The sequence below is a fragment of the Massilia jejuensis genome, from assembly GCF_042656795.1.
GTDB lineage: Bacteria > Pseudomonadota > Gammaproteobacteria > Burkholderiales > Burkholderiaceae_D > Telluria > Telluria jejuensis.
In genome coordinates, this window is sequence record NZ_JBHSMS010000011.1 from 1 (window position 1) to 15,873 (window position 15,873).

Below are 15,873 nucleotides of genomic sequence, written 5' to 3' on the forward strand. Positions count from 1 at the left end.
GTTCGGCTCATCGCCTTCTGACCTCCTGGACTCAATTTCGTTCAGTCAGACACACCCTAGCGCGGCGGCGCCGTCCGGCCACGCCAGACCCAGGCGTAAAGCGAGAGGTTGATGACGAGGACCACGCCGGCCAGCACGAACTGGACCTCGCGCGTCAGGCCGCCCGGATACAGCAGCCACAACAGGTAATGCTCGAGGAAGCCTTCGCCGTAGCCGTCGAGGCCTGCGCGCAGGCGCAGGCTGTTTTCCAGCAAGGTCAAGGGACAGCCGCGCCCGCTCACTTCGATGAACACGCCCCAGACGGCCGCCGGCAGGTGCAGCCAGAGCAGGCGCGGCCAGCGCCGCACCAGGCAGGCGCCGAACACGACGAACAGGACAAAAGCGAGGTGGGCGGCCAGGACCAGGACGGCGGCGGCGGCGTACAGCATCGGCAGGCTCCTGGCGCGCGGGTTGGCAAGACTGTCATCGGCCGTGCGCCCGGCGTCGGGCGTCTGTGCCATGCGCGAGGATACACGAAGCGCGGGTCCGTGATTCGACGCCCGCCTGCTTTTCCCCCTGCGCACCCTGCATGGTTTGCGCGTTCGAGCTGGCCTGGCCTCCTACAGGCGCACGGTACGCGCACCGATGGCGCCGGCAAGGTCCACGCGCATAATAGGCGCATTCATCAACGGGAGACCCAAATGACAGCACCAGCTTCGAATCCAGGCACGGGACAGAATGACGCCTCGACCACGGTCGGCATCGGCGGCGCCACCAGCGGTCAGGCCGGCGCCACGCCGACGCACGAAACCCAGCAGGAAACAGGCGGCAGCGGCGGCGCCCAGCTGACCCATAGCACCGGCGAGATCGATGCGCCTGCGGGCAAGCCGTCCGGCACCCCGCAAGCCGAAGCCGCAGCCGGCACCGAGGCGCACGACAGCGCCGTGCAAAGCGGCGCGCGCGGGTCGCTCGACACGCGCGCGCGGCAGGGAGGCGGTACCGGTACCGGCCTGGGGACGCCCGAAACCGGGGCCAACCAGTCGGAACAGGACTTGCCGCCCGCGCGCTAGGCGCTCCGACGCACGCCGGCACCGGGGCGCCGGCGGCGTCCCGGTGCAGCACGCCCCGGCGGCCGGTCAGGATTGCAGGTGGATCATGCCGTGCTCGCCGGGATCGACGTCCGGCGTGGTGCCGGTGACGGCTGCCTTGGCCATCTGGAACAGGCGCACCATCTTGCTGTCGTTCGAATCCCAGTATTCGGCGCTGTGCGGCGCCACGCGCACCAGCACCACGTGCTCGTCCTCGGGACCGTGCGGGAACCAGGCCTGCACCATCGGATTCCACAGGGCGCGGATACGTTCGCGGTCGACCACGCGCTCGGCGGTTCCGCTGATGGAAACGTACAGGCTCTCGTCCGGCTGGGCGAAGCTGACGTTGACTTCCGGTTGGACGGCGATGTTCTGCCACAGCGGCGCGTGGATCGACGTGTAGAACCACAGGCTGCCCTGCTCGTCCGTTTCCTGGTTGGTCATCGGATGGCTGATCAGGTGGCCGTGCTCGTCGACGGTCGTAAACATCGCAAAACGCATCGAGCGGATCTTGTCCGCCAGCGCGGCCGCCTGGGTGGACGCATTCGTCATGGGCATGGTGTTTCCTCGAATATTGAATGAACCGCCATCCTAGACCGCCGCCATGCGGCGCTCCGTGCGGCGCCGAACGCTGGCGCACGCACGGGAACGGGACCGGCCGCGATTTCATCTTTCGCCGCCGACGCTTCAGCTTCCACCGCGGCCCGCGGCGGCGGCGGCCGCGGGCTGGTAGCGTCCGGGCGCCAGAATGCCGGCCGGATCGAGCGCGCCCTTGATCGCCGCCACCGTGCGCCAGTAGCTGTCGCCTTGCGGGTCGAGCCGCCCCATCGCGTGGTTGCCGACACGGTAGGGAATATAGCCGGCCTCGAACATGGCGCCGAACACCTCGTCATGGCAGGCGCGCGCGCGCGCGGCCTCCTCCGGGTCGTCCTTGTCGTAGGCCACCGTCAGCACGCCGCCCAGCGATCGCTCGTTGATCATGCTGAAGGTGGCGAACAGGTCGAAGCCATGCCGCTCGAAGCCGGTGCGTGCCAGCGCATGGACCGCCAGCATGTCTTCGCCGCGCAGCGGCAATACCGGCGAGATCCAGAGCAGGCCGCAATTGTCCTGGGCCGGATCGGCGTGGGCGGGAAAGGTGGCGGGCACGCCGCCGCGGCGGCGCCAGTAGGCGCCCGCCAGGAAGCGGCCGTCGGGCACGCCGCGGTTCATCGCGAACAGCGATTCGCCCAGGGCGACGCGGGCGCGCAGGCGGCGGCCCGCGCGGGTGCCGCCCAGCAGGCGCGCGGCCAGGGCCCCGAGGCGCAAGCTGCGCTCGCTGACGAAGGCCGGCCTTGCGCCTGTTCCGCGCAAGGCGCGCCGGAGCGCCGCGCGCGCGGCCGCCACCTGGGCATGCGAACCGTAGAGCGCGCCGGACACGGTCCAGGCGCCGACCCCGGCGGCGGCACGCATCTGCGCGCGCAGCGCCTCGGGCAGGCGCGCGCCCTGCGCGACCAGCTCGCGCGGGAAAGCGCCGCCGCCGGAAAACACCCGCATGTCGTTGCCGATGTGGACGATGCTGCGCAGGGTACCGTCCAGGCGCAGAGGACGCAGGGCGTCGACCACCGGCCCGATGTCGGCATGGGCCGGCACGGCGCACAGGAAATGGTTGACGCATGCGGCCTGCGGCATCAGCCACAGGCCCAGGCGCGTGACGATGCCCATGTTCGATTGGGTGAACAGGCCGTCCAGGAACGGCCCGACCCCGTAGGGAAACAGGTGCGCGGCGCGTGCCTGGCGGTAGTGCCCGAAGCCCGTCTCGAGCAGTTCGCCCGAAGCCAGCACGACCTGCATCCCGGCCACGTGCTGCAGCCGGTTGCCGTAGGGCGAGTGGCCGAAGCCGCGCTCCATGATGTTGCCGACGTAGCTGGTATCCGGCCCGGCGCCGGTGCAGTCGGCCCAGAGCCGATAGCCGCGGTCGCGCAGGAAATCGGACAGCTGGCGCTGGGTCACGCCCGGCTCGATCACGGCATACGCGAGCTCGGGGTCGACGTGGACGATACGGTTCATGCGCGACAGGTCGAGCAGCACCTGCCCGGCGCCGATGGCGCAGGCATCGCCATAGCCCCAGTTCTTCCCCGTGCTGACGGGATACACGGCAAGGCCGGCACCGGCGGCGACCCCGAGCACCTGGGCGACCTCGGCGGCATTGCCCGGGCGCACCAGCGCCAGCGGCAGGACCGGGGACGCCGCCGTGCTGCGCGCATAGCGTTCGCGCGTGGCCTCGTCGGCCCGCACATGGGCGGCGCCGAGCGCGCCGGCCATCGCCGCCAGCGCGGCCTCGATGCGGGCGCGCTCGTGCGGATCGCGCATCCGGCTCATGCCCGTTCCCTTCCCTGGCACAGCGCCCGCAGGCGCGCGCTGATGCCGGGCTCGTCGCGCGAGGGGAAAAACCACGGATAGAAGGACCGTTCGCCGGCGTGCTGCCCGAAGCTGCCGGCCCACTTCCCGATCTGGGCGCCCATCTGGTCGAGCGGCAGGCGCAGCAGGACCGCGGGCGCGCCGACGCGGCTGCATGCGCGCTCGCCGCCGAAGTCGGTGAAGCCGAGCATGCGCCGGTAGAACGCGACATGGCGCGGGTTGACCTCGATGACGTAGTCGGTGAAGCCGTGCAGCTTGCAGGCGTACAGGTAGGAAATGTGGATCAGGGCGGCGAAGACCCGCTTCGACATGCCGGCGTCGATCGCCAGGCGCGAAGGTTCGCACAGGCGCCGGCCCTCGCGGCGCAGGATGGCCAGCCGGTCGCCGAAATTCTCGTCGGCAGGCAAGTCATTGCCGCGGTCCAGGCACAGGCTCATCGTGCCGACCAGCTCGCCGCCGGTCTCGGCATACAGGGTCAGCTTGTCGGCCGTGGCCGCGCCGCTTTCGAAGGCATAGCCGCGCCAGGCGTACATGCGGCGCACCAGCGCGCCCGAGTCGGCGCGGCGGTCGGCCGACAGGGCGACCCGGATATTGAATACCTGGGGCGCGCCCGGGCGCGGCGCCGGCCCGTGACCGCCGGCGCGTGCAGCCGGCGGCGATACGGGTGGCGCCTGGAACGATACGATCGGCATTTCATCTACCAACATGCTGGTCTCCCTGTGAAAGCGTCCCGCCGCTATTGGCGAAAACGTCATGACTGGTTTTCAGACAAGGTCAGCAGTAAGGGGTTCCCGGTGTTTCGCGAAGTTCTTTGCTATCTGGATATGGATCAAGCCTTCGCGACAGTTCCAGCGACAACGCGGTCGCTTTGACCGGTATCAACCGAAAAAAGGGTTACGCGGCGCGCCGTCGGCGCGGCCATATAATCGACGGACCTGCCGATCCGCGCCGTCCAGGCATTCACCGGAGACCGTTCCATGCTGCTCGCACACCGTCAACGGCCGGCCCGGCCTTTCCAGATCGGGCGCGAATGAGCGCCGTTTCCATCGCGGCGTACGCGCCGTCCCCGGCCGCACGCCATGGATAACCGTCCCCTCGCCGCCATGGCGCCCGGCTTCGCACCGCCCCGGCTGATCGCCCACGTGATCAACCGGCTCGATGCCGGCAGCGGCAACGGCCTGCTCGACCTGATCGCCCACATGCCGGGCGAGCGCTACCGCCATGCGGTGCTGTGCCTGCGCGATCACGGGAAATTCCACGACGACCTGCGCGAATACGGGGTCGAAGTGATCGCCCTCCACAAACGCGAGGGCGCCGATCCCGGGCATTTCCTGCGCATGGTACGGGTGTTGCGGGCGCTGCGGCCCGACCTGGTCCACACGCGCAATGTCGGCGGCCTCGAGGGCCAGCTGGCGGCGGCCCTGGCCGGCGTGCGCCTGCGCGTGCATGGCGAATACGGACGCGATCCCGCCGAACGCTGCCGCGCGCGGCCGCCGGGCCTGTTGCGCCGCGCGCTGCGACCGCTGGTCGGCCACTACATCGCCGTCAGCGCCGAGCAGGAGCGCTGGCTGATCGAGCAGGTCGGCGCCGAGCCTTCGCGCGTCTCGCACATCGCCAACGCCGTCGACAGCCTCGAATTCCACCCGCGCCTGGGGCCGCATGCCGCGGTCGGTCCCGACGGTTTCATGCGCGACGACGCCTTCGTGATCGGCAGCGTCGGGCGCATGGACGACGCCAAGAACGACACCACGCTGATCGAAGCCTTCCTGCGGCTCATCTCCTCGCCGCATGCCTCGCACAAGCGCCTGCGCCTGCTCCTGGTGGGCGACGGGCCGATGCGCGCCGAGTGCCAGGCGATGCTCGAACGCGCCGGCGCCGGGCACCGCGCCTGGCTGCCGGGCGAACGCCCCGATACCGCGCAGCTGATGCGCGCCATGGACTTGATGGTACTGCCGGCGCTGGCCGAAGGCAGCGGCAATGTGCTGCTCGAAGCGATGGCGACCGGGCTGCCGGTGGTGGCGACCTCGGTCGGGGTCCACAAGGAGCTGGTCCAGCCCGGCCTCACCGGCATCCTGGTGCCGCCGATGTCGCCGGACGTGATGGCCTCGGCCATCGCGGATTATTGCCGCATTCCCGAGATGGGCGCGCGCCACGGCGCCCGCGCGCGCGGCCAGGTGATCGCCCATCACAGTCTGCCGGCGATGGCGCGCAGCTACCTGGCGGTGTACGACGCGCTGGCCGGCGCCTGAGCGCGCCGGGCGCAAGCGCGAACCGGGACGGCAGGCGCCGTTCCGGCCGCCCGCGACACCTTTATTCCTGGCCCAGCGCTGCGCCTTCCAGGGCCGGCGTTTCCGCGCTCGCCTCTGCGAAAGCGCTATCGCGCCCTTCGCGCGCCAGCCAGTGTTCCAGCATCATCAGCCGCCACACGGTGTCGCCATGCGCCGCCGGATCCTCGGGCAAGCGACGCGCCAGCAGCAGGTCGATGAATGCGCGGCGCAGGATGCCGCGCCCGGCCAGGGTCGAGAGGCTGTCGCAAGCCAGCGCGCGCAGCCGGGCGTCGCTTTGCAGCCAGCGGCCGAAGGGCAGCACCGGCGCCGAGGCGCTGCGCGCGGGCGGCGCCGCGCCGAGCTCGCGCAGGGCCCGCAGGAACAGGCGGCGCGGACCCTTGCCGCTCTTGTGGCGCGGCGCCAGGCGCGCGGCCATGGCGACCACCGCGTCGCCCAGGTAGGGAACGACCGCCTGGACGCCTGCCGCCGTGCAGGCCGCGGCAAAGGCCGGCACGATGCGGCACGGGAGATCGCCCTGCAGGTCGAGGTCGAGCGCGCGGTTGACGCTGCTGCGGGCCTGCGCCAGCCACCATGCCGCGTGCTGGGCGTTCGCCGGCGCGTCCGGGTCGACCAGTTCGAGGAAGGCCGGTTCGAAGATGTCCGCCGCACCCTGCACGAGCAGCGCATTCCGGTTGCGCAGCCGCAGCAGGGGCGGCGCCATCGCCGCCTCGATGCGGGTACGCAGTCCCTGCAAGACGGCCAGGCGGGCGCCGGGTCCGAACAGGAGCGGCTCGATCAGCAGCTGGCGTAGCGCGCCGGGAAGGCGTTCGTAGCGGTTCGCCCGGGCCAGGCAGGCATAGCGGCTGCCGCGGCCGAACAGCTGGGCCGCGCCGAAGGCGCCATGCAGCCGCAGCAGGCCATCGGCGCGCGCCATGCGCGCCGCGAACAGCATCGCGACGGCGCCCGGGTCGCCGCAGGGGGCGTCGCAGGCGCGTGCCAGCGCGGCCACGGCGTCGGCGACATCGGCGGCGTCGATGCATTGCTCGCGGTGCCGGCTTCCGGCGCGGCGCGCCGCCGCGCGCGCCCCCGAGAGCGCGGCGCCGCCCTCGATGCCGAAGCCGACCGCATAGCTGTTGACAGGTGCTTCGGCACCGCGCTGCAGCAGGTGGGCCAGCAGCGTGCCGGCGCAGCCGCCGCCCAGCATCAGTCCCGCTTCCTGGCGCGCGCCGGCGGCCTCGACGGTGCAGGACAAGGCATCGGCCAGTTCGGTGTGCGGCGCGGCCGCGGCGGCGTGTTCGGTATAGCGCATGCGCCAGTAGCCGATGCGCTCGACCCGCCCGCCATGCAGGTGCAGGCATTCGCCCGGGGCCAGGCGACGCTGGCCGGCGAAGAGCGAGCGCGGTCCGTGCACCGCGTGCAGGCAGAGGTAGTCGAACAGCGCCTGCGGATCGAGCTCGCGCCCGCCGCCCGGGTGGCGCGCCAGCGCCTCGCCGCTGCTGGCGAACAGCAGGCTGCGCCCGGCCATCCGGTAGAAGATCGGATGGGTGGCGCAGCGGTCGACCGCCAGCAAGGCTTCGGCCCCCCGTTCGTCGAGCAGCGCGAACGCGAAATGGCCGGTCAGCGCCGCGCAGGCCCGCGCCCCGTGCGTGCGCCAGAGGCGCGCCAGGGTATCGGCGCGCACGCCGAAGCTGGCGATCAGGAGACCTTGCCGGTGATACAGGCTCGCCTCGTCGAGCCCGGCGACCAGGGCCACGCTGCCCAGGCCGTGGCCGGCACTGCGCACAGCGCGCGTTCGCGCGAACGGCGCGGCCATGTCTGCCGGCGCCAGCGCCGCCGGTTCGCGCGAAAACCACCCGCACAGGCCGCTCATGGCGCCGCGTGCAGGGCCACGTCGGCAAACAGCGGTGCCAGCTCGCCGGCCAGCAGGGCGCGGTCGATCTGGCCGTCGCGCGCGCGCGGCAGGGGCGAGCGCCGCACGTCGACCATCGCCGGCAGCATGTGCTGCGGCAGGCGCGCGCGGCAGGCGCCGAACAGGATCGTGGAGTCCAGCCTGGCGCCGCGCCGCGGCGTGGCCAGCACGGCGATGACCTGGCCCAGCACCGGATGCGCCACCCCGACCGCGGCCGCTTCGGCCACGAGGCCGGTGCCGACCACGATCTTCTCGACCTCGCGCCCGCTGATCCGGAAGCCGCCGCTGGTGATGGTGTCGTTGCGCCCTTCGCTCAGGTACAGGTAGCCGTCCAGGTCCTTGCGCGCGCCGACGCCGGGCCAATAGCCGGTGGCGCGCCCCGCCAGCCCGGGCGCGGGCGGCAGGAAGCGGAAATGCTCGGCGCTGGCGCGCGCATCGTTCCAGTAACCCAGCGCGACCTGGGCGCCACGGCGCACCAGTTCGCCGGTCTCGCCGGGCGCGCATTCGCTGCCGTCGGCGCGCACCACCAGCCAGTCCGAATAGGGCAGCGCGCGCCCGATCGAGCAAGGACGCTCGTCGAGCTGGGCCGGCGTCAGGCTGGTCGAGCGGCAGGCGTCGCCGACGTCGTACAGCAGGTGGATGCGGGTGCGCGGCAAGGCCTGGCGCAGCGCCGCCAGCGCCTCGCCTGCGAGCCCGCCGCCGGCGCAGGCGGCATAGCGCAGGCAATCGGCGGCGCGTCCGAGGTCATGGCCGGCCAGGGCCTGCCAGGTGGCGGGCAGCGCGACGATTCCGGTGATGTCGCCGCGCTCGAGCAGACCGGCCAGGGCCGCATGATCGGGGCCAGCGCCAGCGGCCAGCGCGCGCGGCGCGGCCGGCACCATGTCGAGCACGGCGGTGGCGCCGGCGGAAAAGGCCGCGAGCAAGACGTTCAAACCGTCGTCGCCATGAAACGGCAGTGCCGCCAGGACCCGGTCGCCCTGGCGGATGCCCAGGCATCGCGCGGTCGAGACCGCCCCGGCCACGAGGTTGCGGTGCGACAACGCCAGCATGCGCCCGGCCGCGCCGCCGACGGCGGCCGTGTGCACCAGTGCGCCCAGGGTCGCAGCGGCCGGCGCCGGCGGGCCAGCCTGAATCGCCGAAGCCAGGAAGTCCTCCCAGGCGAGCACGGGGACGGGGCAAGCGCGCGGTGCGGCGCCGCCGTGCAGGACGACGGTGCGCAGCGACGGACAATCCTCGAGCAGTTCTTCCAGCGCGTCGAGGCCGGCCGGGTCGGTGACCAGCAGGCGCGCGCCGCTGGCGCGCAGGAAGGCGGCGCCGGCGCCGGGCTCCCCGTGCGGATCGAGCGCAACAAATGCGCAGCCGGCGCCGGAGGCCCCGAGCAAGGCCGTCACCGCGGTGGCCGACGCCGGCAAGCGCACGGCGACGCGCTCGCCCTCGGCCAGGCCGAGCGCCTGCAGGGCGGCGCCGCAGGCCGCGATGGCGCCGGCCAGCCCGGCGTAGCTGATGCGCTCGGCGCCGTGGCGCAGGGCTGCCGCGCCCGGCGCCCAGGCGGCCACCGCTTCCACCAATTCATGTGCCAGCTGGGCCATTCTTTCCTCCAATCAAGCAAACGTAACAATGCATGATTGAGAAAAACTGCAAACAGGTCATTGAGCCCTATCAATAGAACCTGCTTAGGTTCAGCTGTCTGCGCGCAAGGTCAGCCAGTGGCACGCGTGTCTAATTGACATAAATACACGATCGCAGCACCGACAAACCGGCTTCGACACGCGTGTCCAGCGCGCCGGGCCCCACCAGTGCAGGAGATGACCGGCCATGAATGCTCCGCTGTTGACCACGCCCCGCGTGGAGCCGTTTTTCTTCGACGCCGAGCCTGGCACCCGATTCAGTCTCTACCATGCGCCGAATCCCCAGGCCGCCCCGCGCGGCGCCATTCTCTACGTCCACCCCTTTGCCGGCGAACTGGGCCGCACGCGGCGGATGGCGGCGCTGCAGGCGCGCGCGTTTGCCGAGCTCGGCTACGCCGTATTGCAGATCGACCTGTTTGGTTGCGGCGACAGTTGCGGCGAATTCAATGCCGGACGATGGCAAATCTGGCATGAGGACCTGGCCCTGGCCGCAGCCTGGCTTGCCGAGCGCGACAGCGGGCCCCTGACCCTGTGGGGCTTGCGCCTGGGCGGCCTGCTCGCGCTCGACGCGGCGGCACGCCTGGACGTGCGCCGCGTCTTGCTGTGGCAACCCTTCATGAGCGGACGCGCCTGCATCAACCAGTTCCTGCGCCTGTCCGAGCAGCTCCATGACCCGGCGCCCGGCGCGCCGCGCAGTACCGCCGCCTTGCGGGCGCAACTGGCCGTGCATGGCGCGATCGAGGTCGGCGGCTTCGAGGTGGCGGTGCCGCTGGTGAAGGCGATCGATGCCTGCGACGCCGCCCATGTGGTCTTGCCGCGCTGCGCCGTGCACTGGTTCGCCCACGGCGGCCCGGCGCCGGCCAAGGTCGGGGCCGGCGCCGCGCGCCTGGGCGAACGCTGGGCCAGGGCGGGCGCCGCCCTGCACTTTCACCCGCTCGACGGCGCGCCGCTCTGGCATGGAGCGGGCGAACTCGATCTGCCCGGCCTGCGCGCGGCCACCACCCGCCTGTTTTCAGGAGACCCGGCATGAAACTCGAACAACGCGCCCTGCGCTTCCACGCACGCGGCCATGCACTGATCGGCATCGTCGACGTCCCCGAGCGGCCGCTCGCGCGCGGCATGCTGATCCTGGCCGACAGCACCGAGACGCGCTCGGGCAGCCATCGCCAGTTCACCCTGCTCTCGCGCCTGCTGGCAGCGCGCGGCGTGGCCGTGATGCGCTTCGACCGCCTGGGTGGCGGCGACAGCGAGGGCGAGGCGGCGCAACAGGGACTCGACGACATCGGCGCGGCGATGAAAGAATTTTTCATCCATGTGCCCGAAATGAAAGAATCTGTCATCCTCGCCCCGGGCGACGCCGCCGCCTGCGCCGCCCTGTACGCCGTCGGCGACGCGCGTATCACGGGCCTGGCCCTGCTCGATCCGCTGCTGCCGCCGGAGGCCGAGGTGGCGGGAACCGGGCACCGGGCGGCCGAGGCAAGGCTGCGCTACGGTCCGCGCTCGGCCGCGGACCGCCTGTTGCGGCGCGCGGCCGCCTTCGGGCGCGCCGCCAGCCGCGCCATCGGGCGCGACGTGCCGGAGCCGCGCGGCGCACCGAGGCTGGCCGGATTCGGCGGCCGTGTCCTGCTGGTCTGCGCCGGCGCGGCGGCCGCCGGCCAGGACGCCACCCGCGCCCTCGACGAACGGCACCCGCGCAGCCGCCGCGTCGAGATTGCCCATGCCGGGCGCGACGTGCGGCGCGGCGCCTGGCGCGACGCGGTGGCGTTCGCCTGCGCGAGCTGGCTCGGTTCCTGGTGAAACGTGAAGCCCGGCGTCAACCGGGCCGATGCGCGCCCGGCATGGCCCCGGGCTGCGCGGGACGCATGCAGCGCAAATGGTCTATGATGATGCCTCTGTACAAAACATCAAAGTGCCATGAAATTTGACGTCGCAATCGTCGGCAGCGGCCTAGCCGGCCTGTCGGTGGCCCTGCACCTTGCGCAAACGCGCACGGTCGCCATCATCTCGAAACGCGCGCTGCTCGACGGCGCCAGCAACTGGGCTCAGGGCGGCATTGCCGCCGTCCTCGATTCCGGCGACAGCCATGACCAGCACATCGCCGACACCCTCGTCGCCGGCGCCGGCCTGTGCGACGAGGCGGCCACCCGCTACATCGTCGAACACGGCCGCGAGGCGATCGAATGGCTGATCGAGCAGGGCGTGCCCTTCACCCGCGACGCCAGCGCCGAGCTGGGCTTTCACCTGACGCGCGAGGGCGGCCACAGCCAGCGCCGCATCATCCACGCCGCCGACGCCACCGGCCACGCGGTCCAGGTCACGCTGGAACAGAAGGTGCGCGCCCATCCGAACATCAGCCTGTTCGAGCAGCACTGCGCGATCGACGTCATTACCTCGGACAAGCTGACCGGAAAGGCCGGACAGGGCGGCGTCCACGGCGGCACGCCGCATCTGGTCGGCCAGCCGCGCTGCCACGGCCTCTACGTGCAGGACGAAAAAAGCGGGCGGGTACTCACCTTCGAGGCCGAGCACACGGTGCTGGCCACCGGTGGCGCCGGCAAGGTCTACCTGTACACCACCAATCCCGACACCGCCACCGGCGACGGCATCGCCATGGCCTGGCGCGCCGGCTGCCGCGTCTCGAACATGGAATTCATCCAGTTCCATCCCACCTGCCTGTACCACCCGTACGCGAAATCCTTCCTGATCACGGAAGCGATCCGCGGCGAAGGCGGGCTATTGATGCTGCCGCCGGAAGCGGGCGTCGCGGCCGGCACGCGCTTCATGCCGGCCCACGACGAACGGGGCGAACTGGCGCCACGCGACGTGGTCGCGCGCGCCATCGACTTCGAGATGAAAAAGCGCGGCCTGGACTACGTCAACCTCGACATCAGCCACCAGCCGCCGGAGTTCTTGAAGGAGCATTTCCCGACCATCTACGCGCGCTGCCTGGAGCTGGGCATCGACATCACACGGGAACCGATCCCGGTCGTTCCGGCCGTGCACTTCACCTGCGGCGGTGTCGTCACCGACCTGGCCGGGCGCACCGACATCCCCGGCCTGTACGCGGTCGGCGAGACGGCGTGTACCGGTTTGCACGGCGCCAACCGCCTGGCCAGCAATTCGCTGCTCGAATGCGTCGTCATCGGCCGCGCCTGCGCCAGCCAGATCGCCGCCGCCCCGCGCGCCGGCAATCCGGTGCTGCCGCCCTGGGACGAGAGCCGCGTGACGAACGCCGACGAGGAAGTGGTGATCGCCCATAACTGGGACGAACTGCGCCGCTTCATGTGGAACTACGTCGGCATCGTGCGCACCACCAAGCGCCTCGAACGCGCCCAGCACCGGATCGCACTCCTGAAGGAAGAGATCGACGAGTACTACCGCAATTTCCGCATCACGCACGACTTGCTGGAGCTGCGCAACCTGGTCGACGTGGCCTCGCTGATCGTCAACAGCGCCCTGTCGCGCCGCGAAAGCCGCGGCCTGCACTACTCGCGCGACTATCCGGACACGCTGCCCAAAGCCCTGCCGAGCGTGCTGACGCCGGACCGGCGCTGAGCGGCCCGCGGCTGCGGCGCGCCCGCCCGCATGCGGCGGGCAGCGCGCGGCGACGACCATGAAGCGCGTACTGACCCTCTCCACGGCCCTGCTGCTGACCGTGCCGCCCCTGCTCTGGGCCGGCAACGCGATCGTCGGGCGCATGGTGCGCGACGCCGTGCCGCCGATGACCCTGAACCTGCTACGCTGGAGCATCGCCCTGCTGGTGCTGGTGCCCCTCGGACGCGCCGTGTTCGCGCCGGGCAGCGGCGTACTGGGCAACTGGCGCCGCTACAGCATGCTCGGCCTGCTCGGCATCGGCCTCTATAACTCGCTGCAATACCTGGCCCTGCAAAGCTCCACGCCGATCAACGTGACCCTGGTCGCCTCCGGCATGCCGGTCTGGATGCTGCTGGTCGGTAAGCTGTTCTACCAGGCGCCGGTCAAGCCGCGCCAGGTGGGCGGCGCGCTGCTCTCGATCGCGGGAGTGCTGGTGGTACTGTGCCGCGGCGACGCGGGCCAACTGGCCGCGCTGCGCCTGGTGCCCGGCGACCTGTACATGATCCTGGCCACCATCGCCTGGTCCTTCTACAGCTGGATGCTGATGCAGCAGCGCGACGTGCCCGCCCTGCGCGCCGACTGGGCCGCCTTCTTGCTGGCCCAGGTCGGCTACGGCGTGCTGTGGTCGGCCGCCCTGAGCGGGGCCGAGTGGGCGTTCGCCGGGGTCGACGTCGCCTGGAGCTGGCCGCTGGCGGCCGCCCTGCTGTACGTGGCGCTCGGGCCGGCCATCCTCGCCATGCGCTGCTGGGGCGCCGGCCTGCAAAAGGCAGGTCCGACGCTGGGCGCCTTCTTCATCAACCTCACGCCGCTGTTCGCCGCGCTGTTTTCATCGGCCTTCCTGGGCGAGGCGCCGCACCTGTATCACGCGCTGGCCTTCGCCCTGATCGTGGGCGGCATCGCGGTGTCGGCACGCTAGCCACGGCGTCTTCGCAACGCGGCATCACAGGAGCGCGCTCGCGGCGCCGCCCGCCACTGCAAGCGTGTACAACCGGAATCGTGTGTCGGATGAACCGGCAAGGGTGCTAGGATTGCAACGGAACAGAAGGCGCACAACAGGAGGCGCGCGACGATGGCTGAAGGATCCGACGACCACCACCAGGCTGACGCACTGGCGGACTTCCTTGCGCACCACCCGAAGACACTCGTACTGACCGGCGCGGGCCTGTCGACCGCTTCCGGCATTCCCGACTACCGCGACCGCGATGGCGTGCGGCGCGGCCGGCTGCCGATCCAGGGTCCGGAATTTCGGCGCTTCCCCCACGTTCGACGGCGCTACTGGGCACGCAGCATGATCGGCTGGCCGGTGCTGGCGCAGGCGCGTCCGAATGCGGGACACGAAGCGCTGGCCATGCTCGAAGGCGACGGCCGGCTGGGCGCGCTGCTGACGCAAAACGTCGACGGCCTGCATCAACGGGCCGGCAGCCAGGCCGTGCTCGAGTTGCACGGGAATATACACACGGTCTACTGCCTCGACTGCGGCACCCGCGTGCCGCGCGCAGCCGTGCAGGCGCAGTTGACCGAACTGAATCCGCAAATGGCCGGCGCGGCGGCGCAGCCGCTGCCGGACGGCGACGCCCGGGTCGAACCGGAATCGCTCGACGATTTCCAGGTGCCGGGCTGCGGCCACTGCGGCGGCACCCTGATGCCCGATGTCGTTTTCTTCGGCGACAACGTCCCTGCGGCCCGCACCGCCTGCGCCCTGGCGCGGATGGAAGCGGCCGACGCCCTGCTCGTGGTGGGCTCGTCGCTGATGGTGTATTCGGGCTTTCGCTTCTGCCGCCTCGCCCATGAAGCGGGCAAGCCGATCGCCGCCGTCAACCTGGGGCGCACGCGCGCCGACCACATGATCGGCCTGAAGATCGAACAATCCGCGGAAACCTTGCTGCCGCAGGCCGCACGCCTGCTGCGCACGGGTCCGGTACCACCGTCCATAAGCATCATCAACGAAAGGGAAATATTTTGACAACATCGCTCGACAGACCTCGCAGCAGTAACCGATTGCGCACCGGCGCCGCGCTGGGCGCACTGGCCCTCGTGGCGTCCTTCCTGGTCGTACGCAGCAAGACGGCCCAGGCCGAACGCGACAATCCGCCGCGCGGCAAGTTCGTCGACGTCGACGGCGTGCGCCTGCATTATCTCGAGCGCGGCAGCGGACCGGTCCTGGTCCTGCTGCACGGGAACGGCGTGTTCGCCAACGACTTCGAATACAGCGGCCTGATGGCACAGCTAAGCGAACGCTACCGGGTGATCGCCTTCGACCGCCCCGGCTACGGCTACAGCGAGCGTCCGCGCAGCACGGTCTGGACGCCGGATGCCCAGGCGCGCCTGCTGCACCACGCGCTGCAGCAGATCGGGGTCGATTCGGCCATCGTGCTGGGCCACTCCTGGGGCACGATGGTGGCCCTGGCCATGGGCTTGCAGGTGCCGGACTTCGTGCGCGGCCTGGTACTGCTGTCGGGCTATTACTACCCTACCCTGCGCCTGGACGTGCCGCTCGTGGCCCAGCCGGCGATTCCGGTCATCGGCGACCTCATGCGTTACACGGTATCGCCGCTCGTCGCGCGTATGCTGTGGCCGCTGCTTACCAAGCGCGTGTTCGCGCCAATGAAGGTGGCGGAACGCTTCCGCCAGCTGCCGGTCTGGCTGGCGCTGCGCCCCGGCCAGTTGCGCGCCGCCGGCGCCGAAGCGGCGCTGATGGCGCCGGCGGCGCTGTCGCTCTCCAGGCGCCTCGGCAGCTTGCGCGTGCCGGTCCAGATCGTCACGGGCACGCAGGACAAGATCGTCAAGCCGGCCACGCATTCGGAGCGGCTGCACGAAGCCTTGCAGGCCCACGGGCAGTCGAGCGAGCTGCATGTGCAGCCGGGCGTGGGGCACATGGTGCATTACGCCCATCCCGAGCAGGTAGCCGGCGCGGTCGACGCGATCGCGGCCCAGGTGGGCGAGCCGCTCGTGGTGCGCAGTGCGCAGGCCGAAGCGCTGGCGCGGGCCAGCGAAAGCGGCGTGTAGGTTTG

The 15,873-nt window shown here is 71.2% G+C and carries 14 protein-coding genes; 8 read left to right on the forward strand and 6 right to left on the reverse strand.

Annotated features, from left to right (window positions below; translation table 11 throughout):
* Positions 1-56: 56 nt before the first annotated feature.
* Positions 57-500: a DUF2784 domain-containing protein gene (locus ACFPOU_RS02470; RefSeq protein WP_379716697.1), complete on the reverse strand. Its 444-nt coding sequence runs from the start codon at positions 498-500 to the stop codon at positions 57-59.
* Positions 501-680: 180 nt separating this feature from the next.
* Between ACFPOU_RS02470 and ACFPOU_RS02475 the strand changes: the two genes are divergently transcribed.
* Positions 681-1,049 carry a hypothetical protein gene (locus ACFPOU_RS02475; protein ID WP_379716700.1) on the forward strand — a complete coding sequence of 123 codons (369 nt, stop codon included), beginning with the start codon at positions 681-683 and terminating at the stop codon, positions 1,047-1,049.
* A gap of 66 nt (positions 1,050-1,115) precedes the next feature.
* Here ACFPOU_RS02475 and ACFPOU_RS02480 read toward each other — a convergent pair whose 3' ends face one another.
* The 3 genes from ACFPOU_RS02480 to ACFPOU_RS02490 form a co-directional block, all read right to left on the reverse strand.
* Positions 1,116-1,625 carry a pyridoxamine 5'-phosphate oxidase family protein gene (locus tag ACFPOU_RS02480; RefSeq protein ID WP_379716703.1) on the reverse strand — a complete coding sequence of 170 codons (510 nt, stop codon included), beginning with the start codon at positions 1,623-1,625 and terminating at the stop codon, positions 1,116-1,118.
* 129 nt (positions 1,626-1,754) lie between these two features.
* The gene (locus ACFPOU_RS02485; RefSeq protein ID WP_379716706.1) at positions 1,755-3,425 is read right to left on the reverse strand and encodes an FAD-binding oxidoreductase; all 1,671 of its coding nucleotides are present in this window, start codon (positions 3,423-3,425) and stop codon (positions 1,755-1,757) included.
* Positions 3,422-4,171, reverse strand: coding sequence for an N-acyl amino acid synthase FeeM domain-containing protein (locus ACFPOU_RS02490; protein WP_379716709.1), 750 nt, complete (start codon positions 4,169-4,171; stop codon positions 3,422-3,424). Before ACFPOU_RS02490 ends, ACFPOU_RS02485 begins: the two co-directional genes overlap by 4 nt.
* Positions 4,172-4,543: 372 nt before the next feature.
* Here ACFPOU_RS02490 and ACFPOU_RS02495 point away from each other — a divergent pair, with 372 nt between their 5' ends.
* The gene (locus ACFPOU_RS02495) at positions 4,544-5,713 is read left to right on the forward strand and encodes a glycosyltransferase (protein ID WP_379716711.1); all 1,170 of its coding nucleotides are present in this window, start codon (positions 4,544-4,546) and stop codon (positions 5,711-5,713) included.
* A 61-nt stretch (positions 5,714-5,774) separates the two neighbouring features.
* On the opposite strand, the gene ACFPOU_RS02500 is transcribed toward ACFPOU_RS02495, so the two are convergent.
* Both ACFPOU_RS02500 and ACFPOU_RS02505 read right to left on the reverse strand, forming a co-directional pair.
* The gene (locus ACFPOU_RS02500; protein ID WP_379716714.1) at positions 5,775-7,601 is read right to left on the reverse strand and encodes an asparagine synthase-related protein; all 1,827 of its coding nucleotides are present in this window, start codon (positions 7,599-7,601) and stop codon (positions 5,775-5,777) included.
* Entirely contained in the window at positions 7,598-9,229 is a 1,632-nt protein-coding gene (locus tag ACFPOU_RS02505) for an AMP-binding protein (protein ID WP_379716717.1), read from the reverse strand. The genes ACFPOU_RS02500 and ACFPOU_RS02505 overlap by 4 nt, the downstream gene beginning before the upstream one ends.
* A 226-nt stretch (positions 9,230-9,455) precedes the next feature.
* On the opposite strand from ACFPOU_RS02505, the gene ACFPOU_RS02510 reads away from it, so the two are divergent.
* The 6 genes from ACFPOU_RS02510 to ACFPOU_RS02535 all read left to right on the forward strand — a co-directional run bounded on the left by ACFPOU_RS02510 (position 9,456) and on the right by ACFPOU_RS02535 (position 15,868).
* Positions 9,456-10,298, forward strand: a complete 843-nt coding sequence (locus ACFPOU_RS02510) for a hydrolase 2, exosortase A system-associated (RefSeq protein ID WP_379716719.1) — start codon at positions 9,456-9,458, stop codon at positions 10,296-10,298.
* A complete protein-coding gene (locus tag ACFPOU_RS02515; RefSeq protein WP_379716722.1) occupies positions 10,295-11,065 on the forward strand; it encodes an alpha/beta hydrolase family protein in 771 nt (256 codons plus the stop codon). The genes ACFPOU_RS02510 and ACFPOU_RS02515 overlap by 4 nt, the downstream gene beginning before the upstream one ends.
* Before the next feature lie 117 nt (positions 11,066-11,182).
* Positions 11,183-12,823 carry an L-aspartate oxidase gene (gene nadB, locus ACFPOU_RS02520; protein WP_379716725.1) on the forward strand — a complete coding sequence of 547 codons (1,641 nt, stop codon included), beginning with the start codon at positions 11,183-11,185 and terminating at the stop codon, positions 12,821-12,823.
* Between the two features lie 58 nt (positions 12,824-12,881).
* Positions 12,882-13,778 carry a DMT family transporter gene (locus tag ACFPOU_RS02525; protein WP_379716728.1) on the forward strand — a complete coding sequence of 299 codons (897 nt, stop codon included), beginning with the start codon at positions 12,882-12,884 and terminating at the stop codon, positions 13,776-13,778.
* Between the two features lie 153 nt (positions 13,779-13,931).
* On the forward strand, positions 13,932-14,825 hold the full coding sequence (locus ACFPOU_RS02530) for an NAD-dependent protein deacetylase (RefSeq protein ID WP_379716731.1): 894 nt from the start codon (positions 13,932-13,934) through the stop codon (positions 14,823-14,825).
* A gap of 35 nt (positions 14,826-14,860) precedes the next feature.
* The gene (locus ACFPOU_RS02535; protein ID WP_379716734.1) at positions 14,861-15,868 is read left to right on the forward strand and encodes an alpha/beta fold hydrolase; all 1,008 of its coding nucleotides are present in this window, start codon (positions 14,861-14,863) and stop codon (positions 15,866-15,868) included.
* Positions 15,869-15,873 lie beyond the last annotated feature (5 nt).

Coding starts and splice junctions, on each gene's coding strand:
- ACFPOU_RS02515 (WP_379716722.1), top strand. CDS start 10,295: ATGAAACTCGAACAACGCGCCCTGCGCTTCCACGCACGCGGCCATGCA.
- ACFPOU_RS02530 (WP_379716731.1), top strand. CDS start 13,932: ATGGCTGAAGGATCCGACGACCACCACCAGGCTGACGCACTGGCGGAC.
- ACFPOU_RS02470 (WP_379716697.1), bottom strand. CDS start 500: ATGGCACAGACGCCCGACGCCGGGCGCACGGCCGATGACAGTCTTGCC.
- ACFPOU_RS02475 (WP_379716700.1), top strand. CDS start 681: ATGACAGCACCAGCTTCGAATCCAGGCACGGGACAGAATGACGCCTCG.
- ACFPOU_RS02480 (WP_379716703.1), bottom strand. CDS start 1,625: ATGCCCATGACGAATGCGTCCACCCAGGCGGCCGCGCTGGCGGACAAG.
- ACFPOU_RS02525 (WP_379716728.1), top strand. CDS start 12,882: ATGAAGCGCGTACTGACCCTCTCCACGGCCCTGCTGCTGACCGTGCCG.
- ACFPOU_RS02495 (WP_379716711.1), top strand. CDS start 4,544: ATGGATAACCGTCCCCTCGCCGCCATGGCGCCCGGCTTCGCACCGCCC.
- ACFPOU_RS02510 (WP_379716719.1), top strand. CDS start 9,456: ATGAATGCTCCGCTGTTGACCACGCCCCGCGTGGAGCCGTTTTTCTTC.
- nadB (WP_379716725.1), top strand. CDS start 11,183: ATGAAATTTGACGTCGCAATCGTCGGCAGCGGCCTAGCCGGCCTGTCG.
- ACFPOU_RS02490 (WP_379716709.1), bottom strand. CDS start 4,171: ATGTTGGTAGATGAAATGCCGATCGTATCGTTCCAGGCGCCACCCGTA.
- ACFPOU_RS02505 (WP_379716717.1), bottom strand. CDS start 9,229: ATGGCCCAGCTGGCACATGAATTGGTGGAAGCGGTGGCCGCCTGGGCG.
- ACFPOU_RS02485 (WP_379716706.1), bottom strand. CDS start 3,425: ATGAGCCGGATGCGCGATCCGCACGAGCGCGCCCGCATCGAGGCCGCG.
- ACFPOU_RS02500 (WP_379716714.1), bottom strand. CDS start 7,601: ATGAGCGGCCTGTGCGGGTGGTTTTCGCGCGAACCGGCGGCGCTGGCG.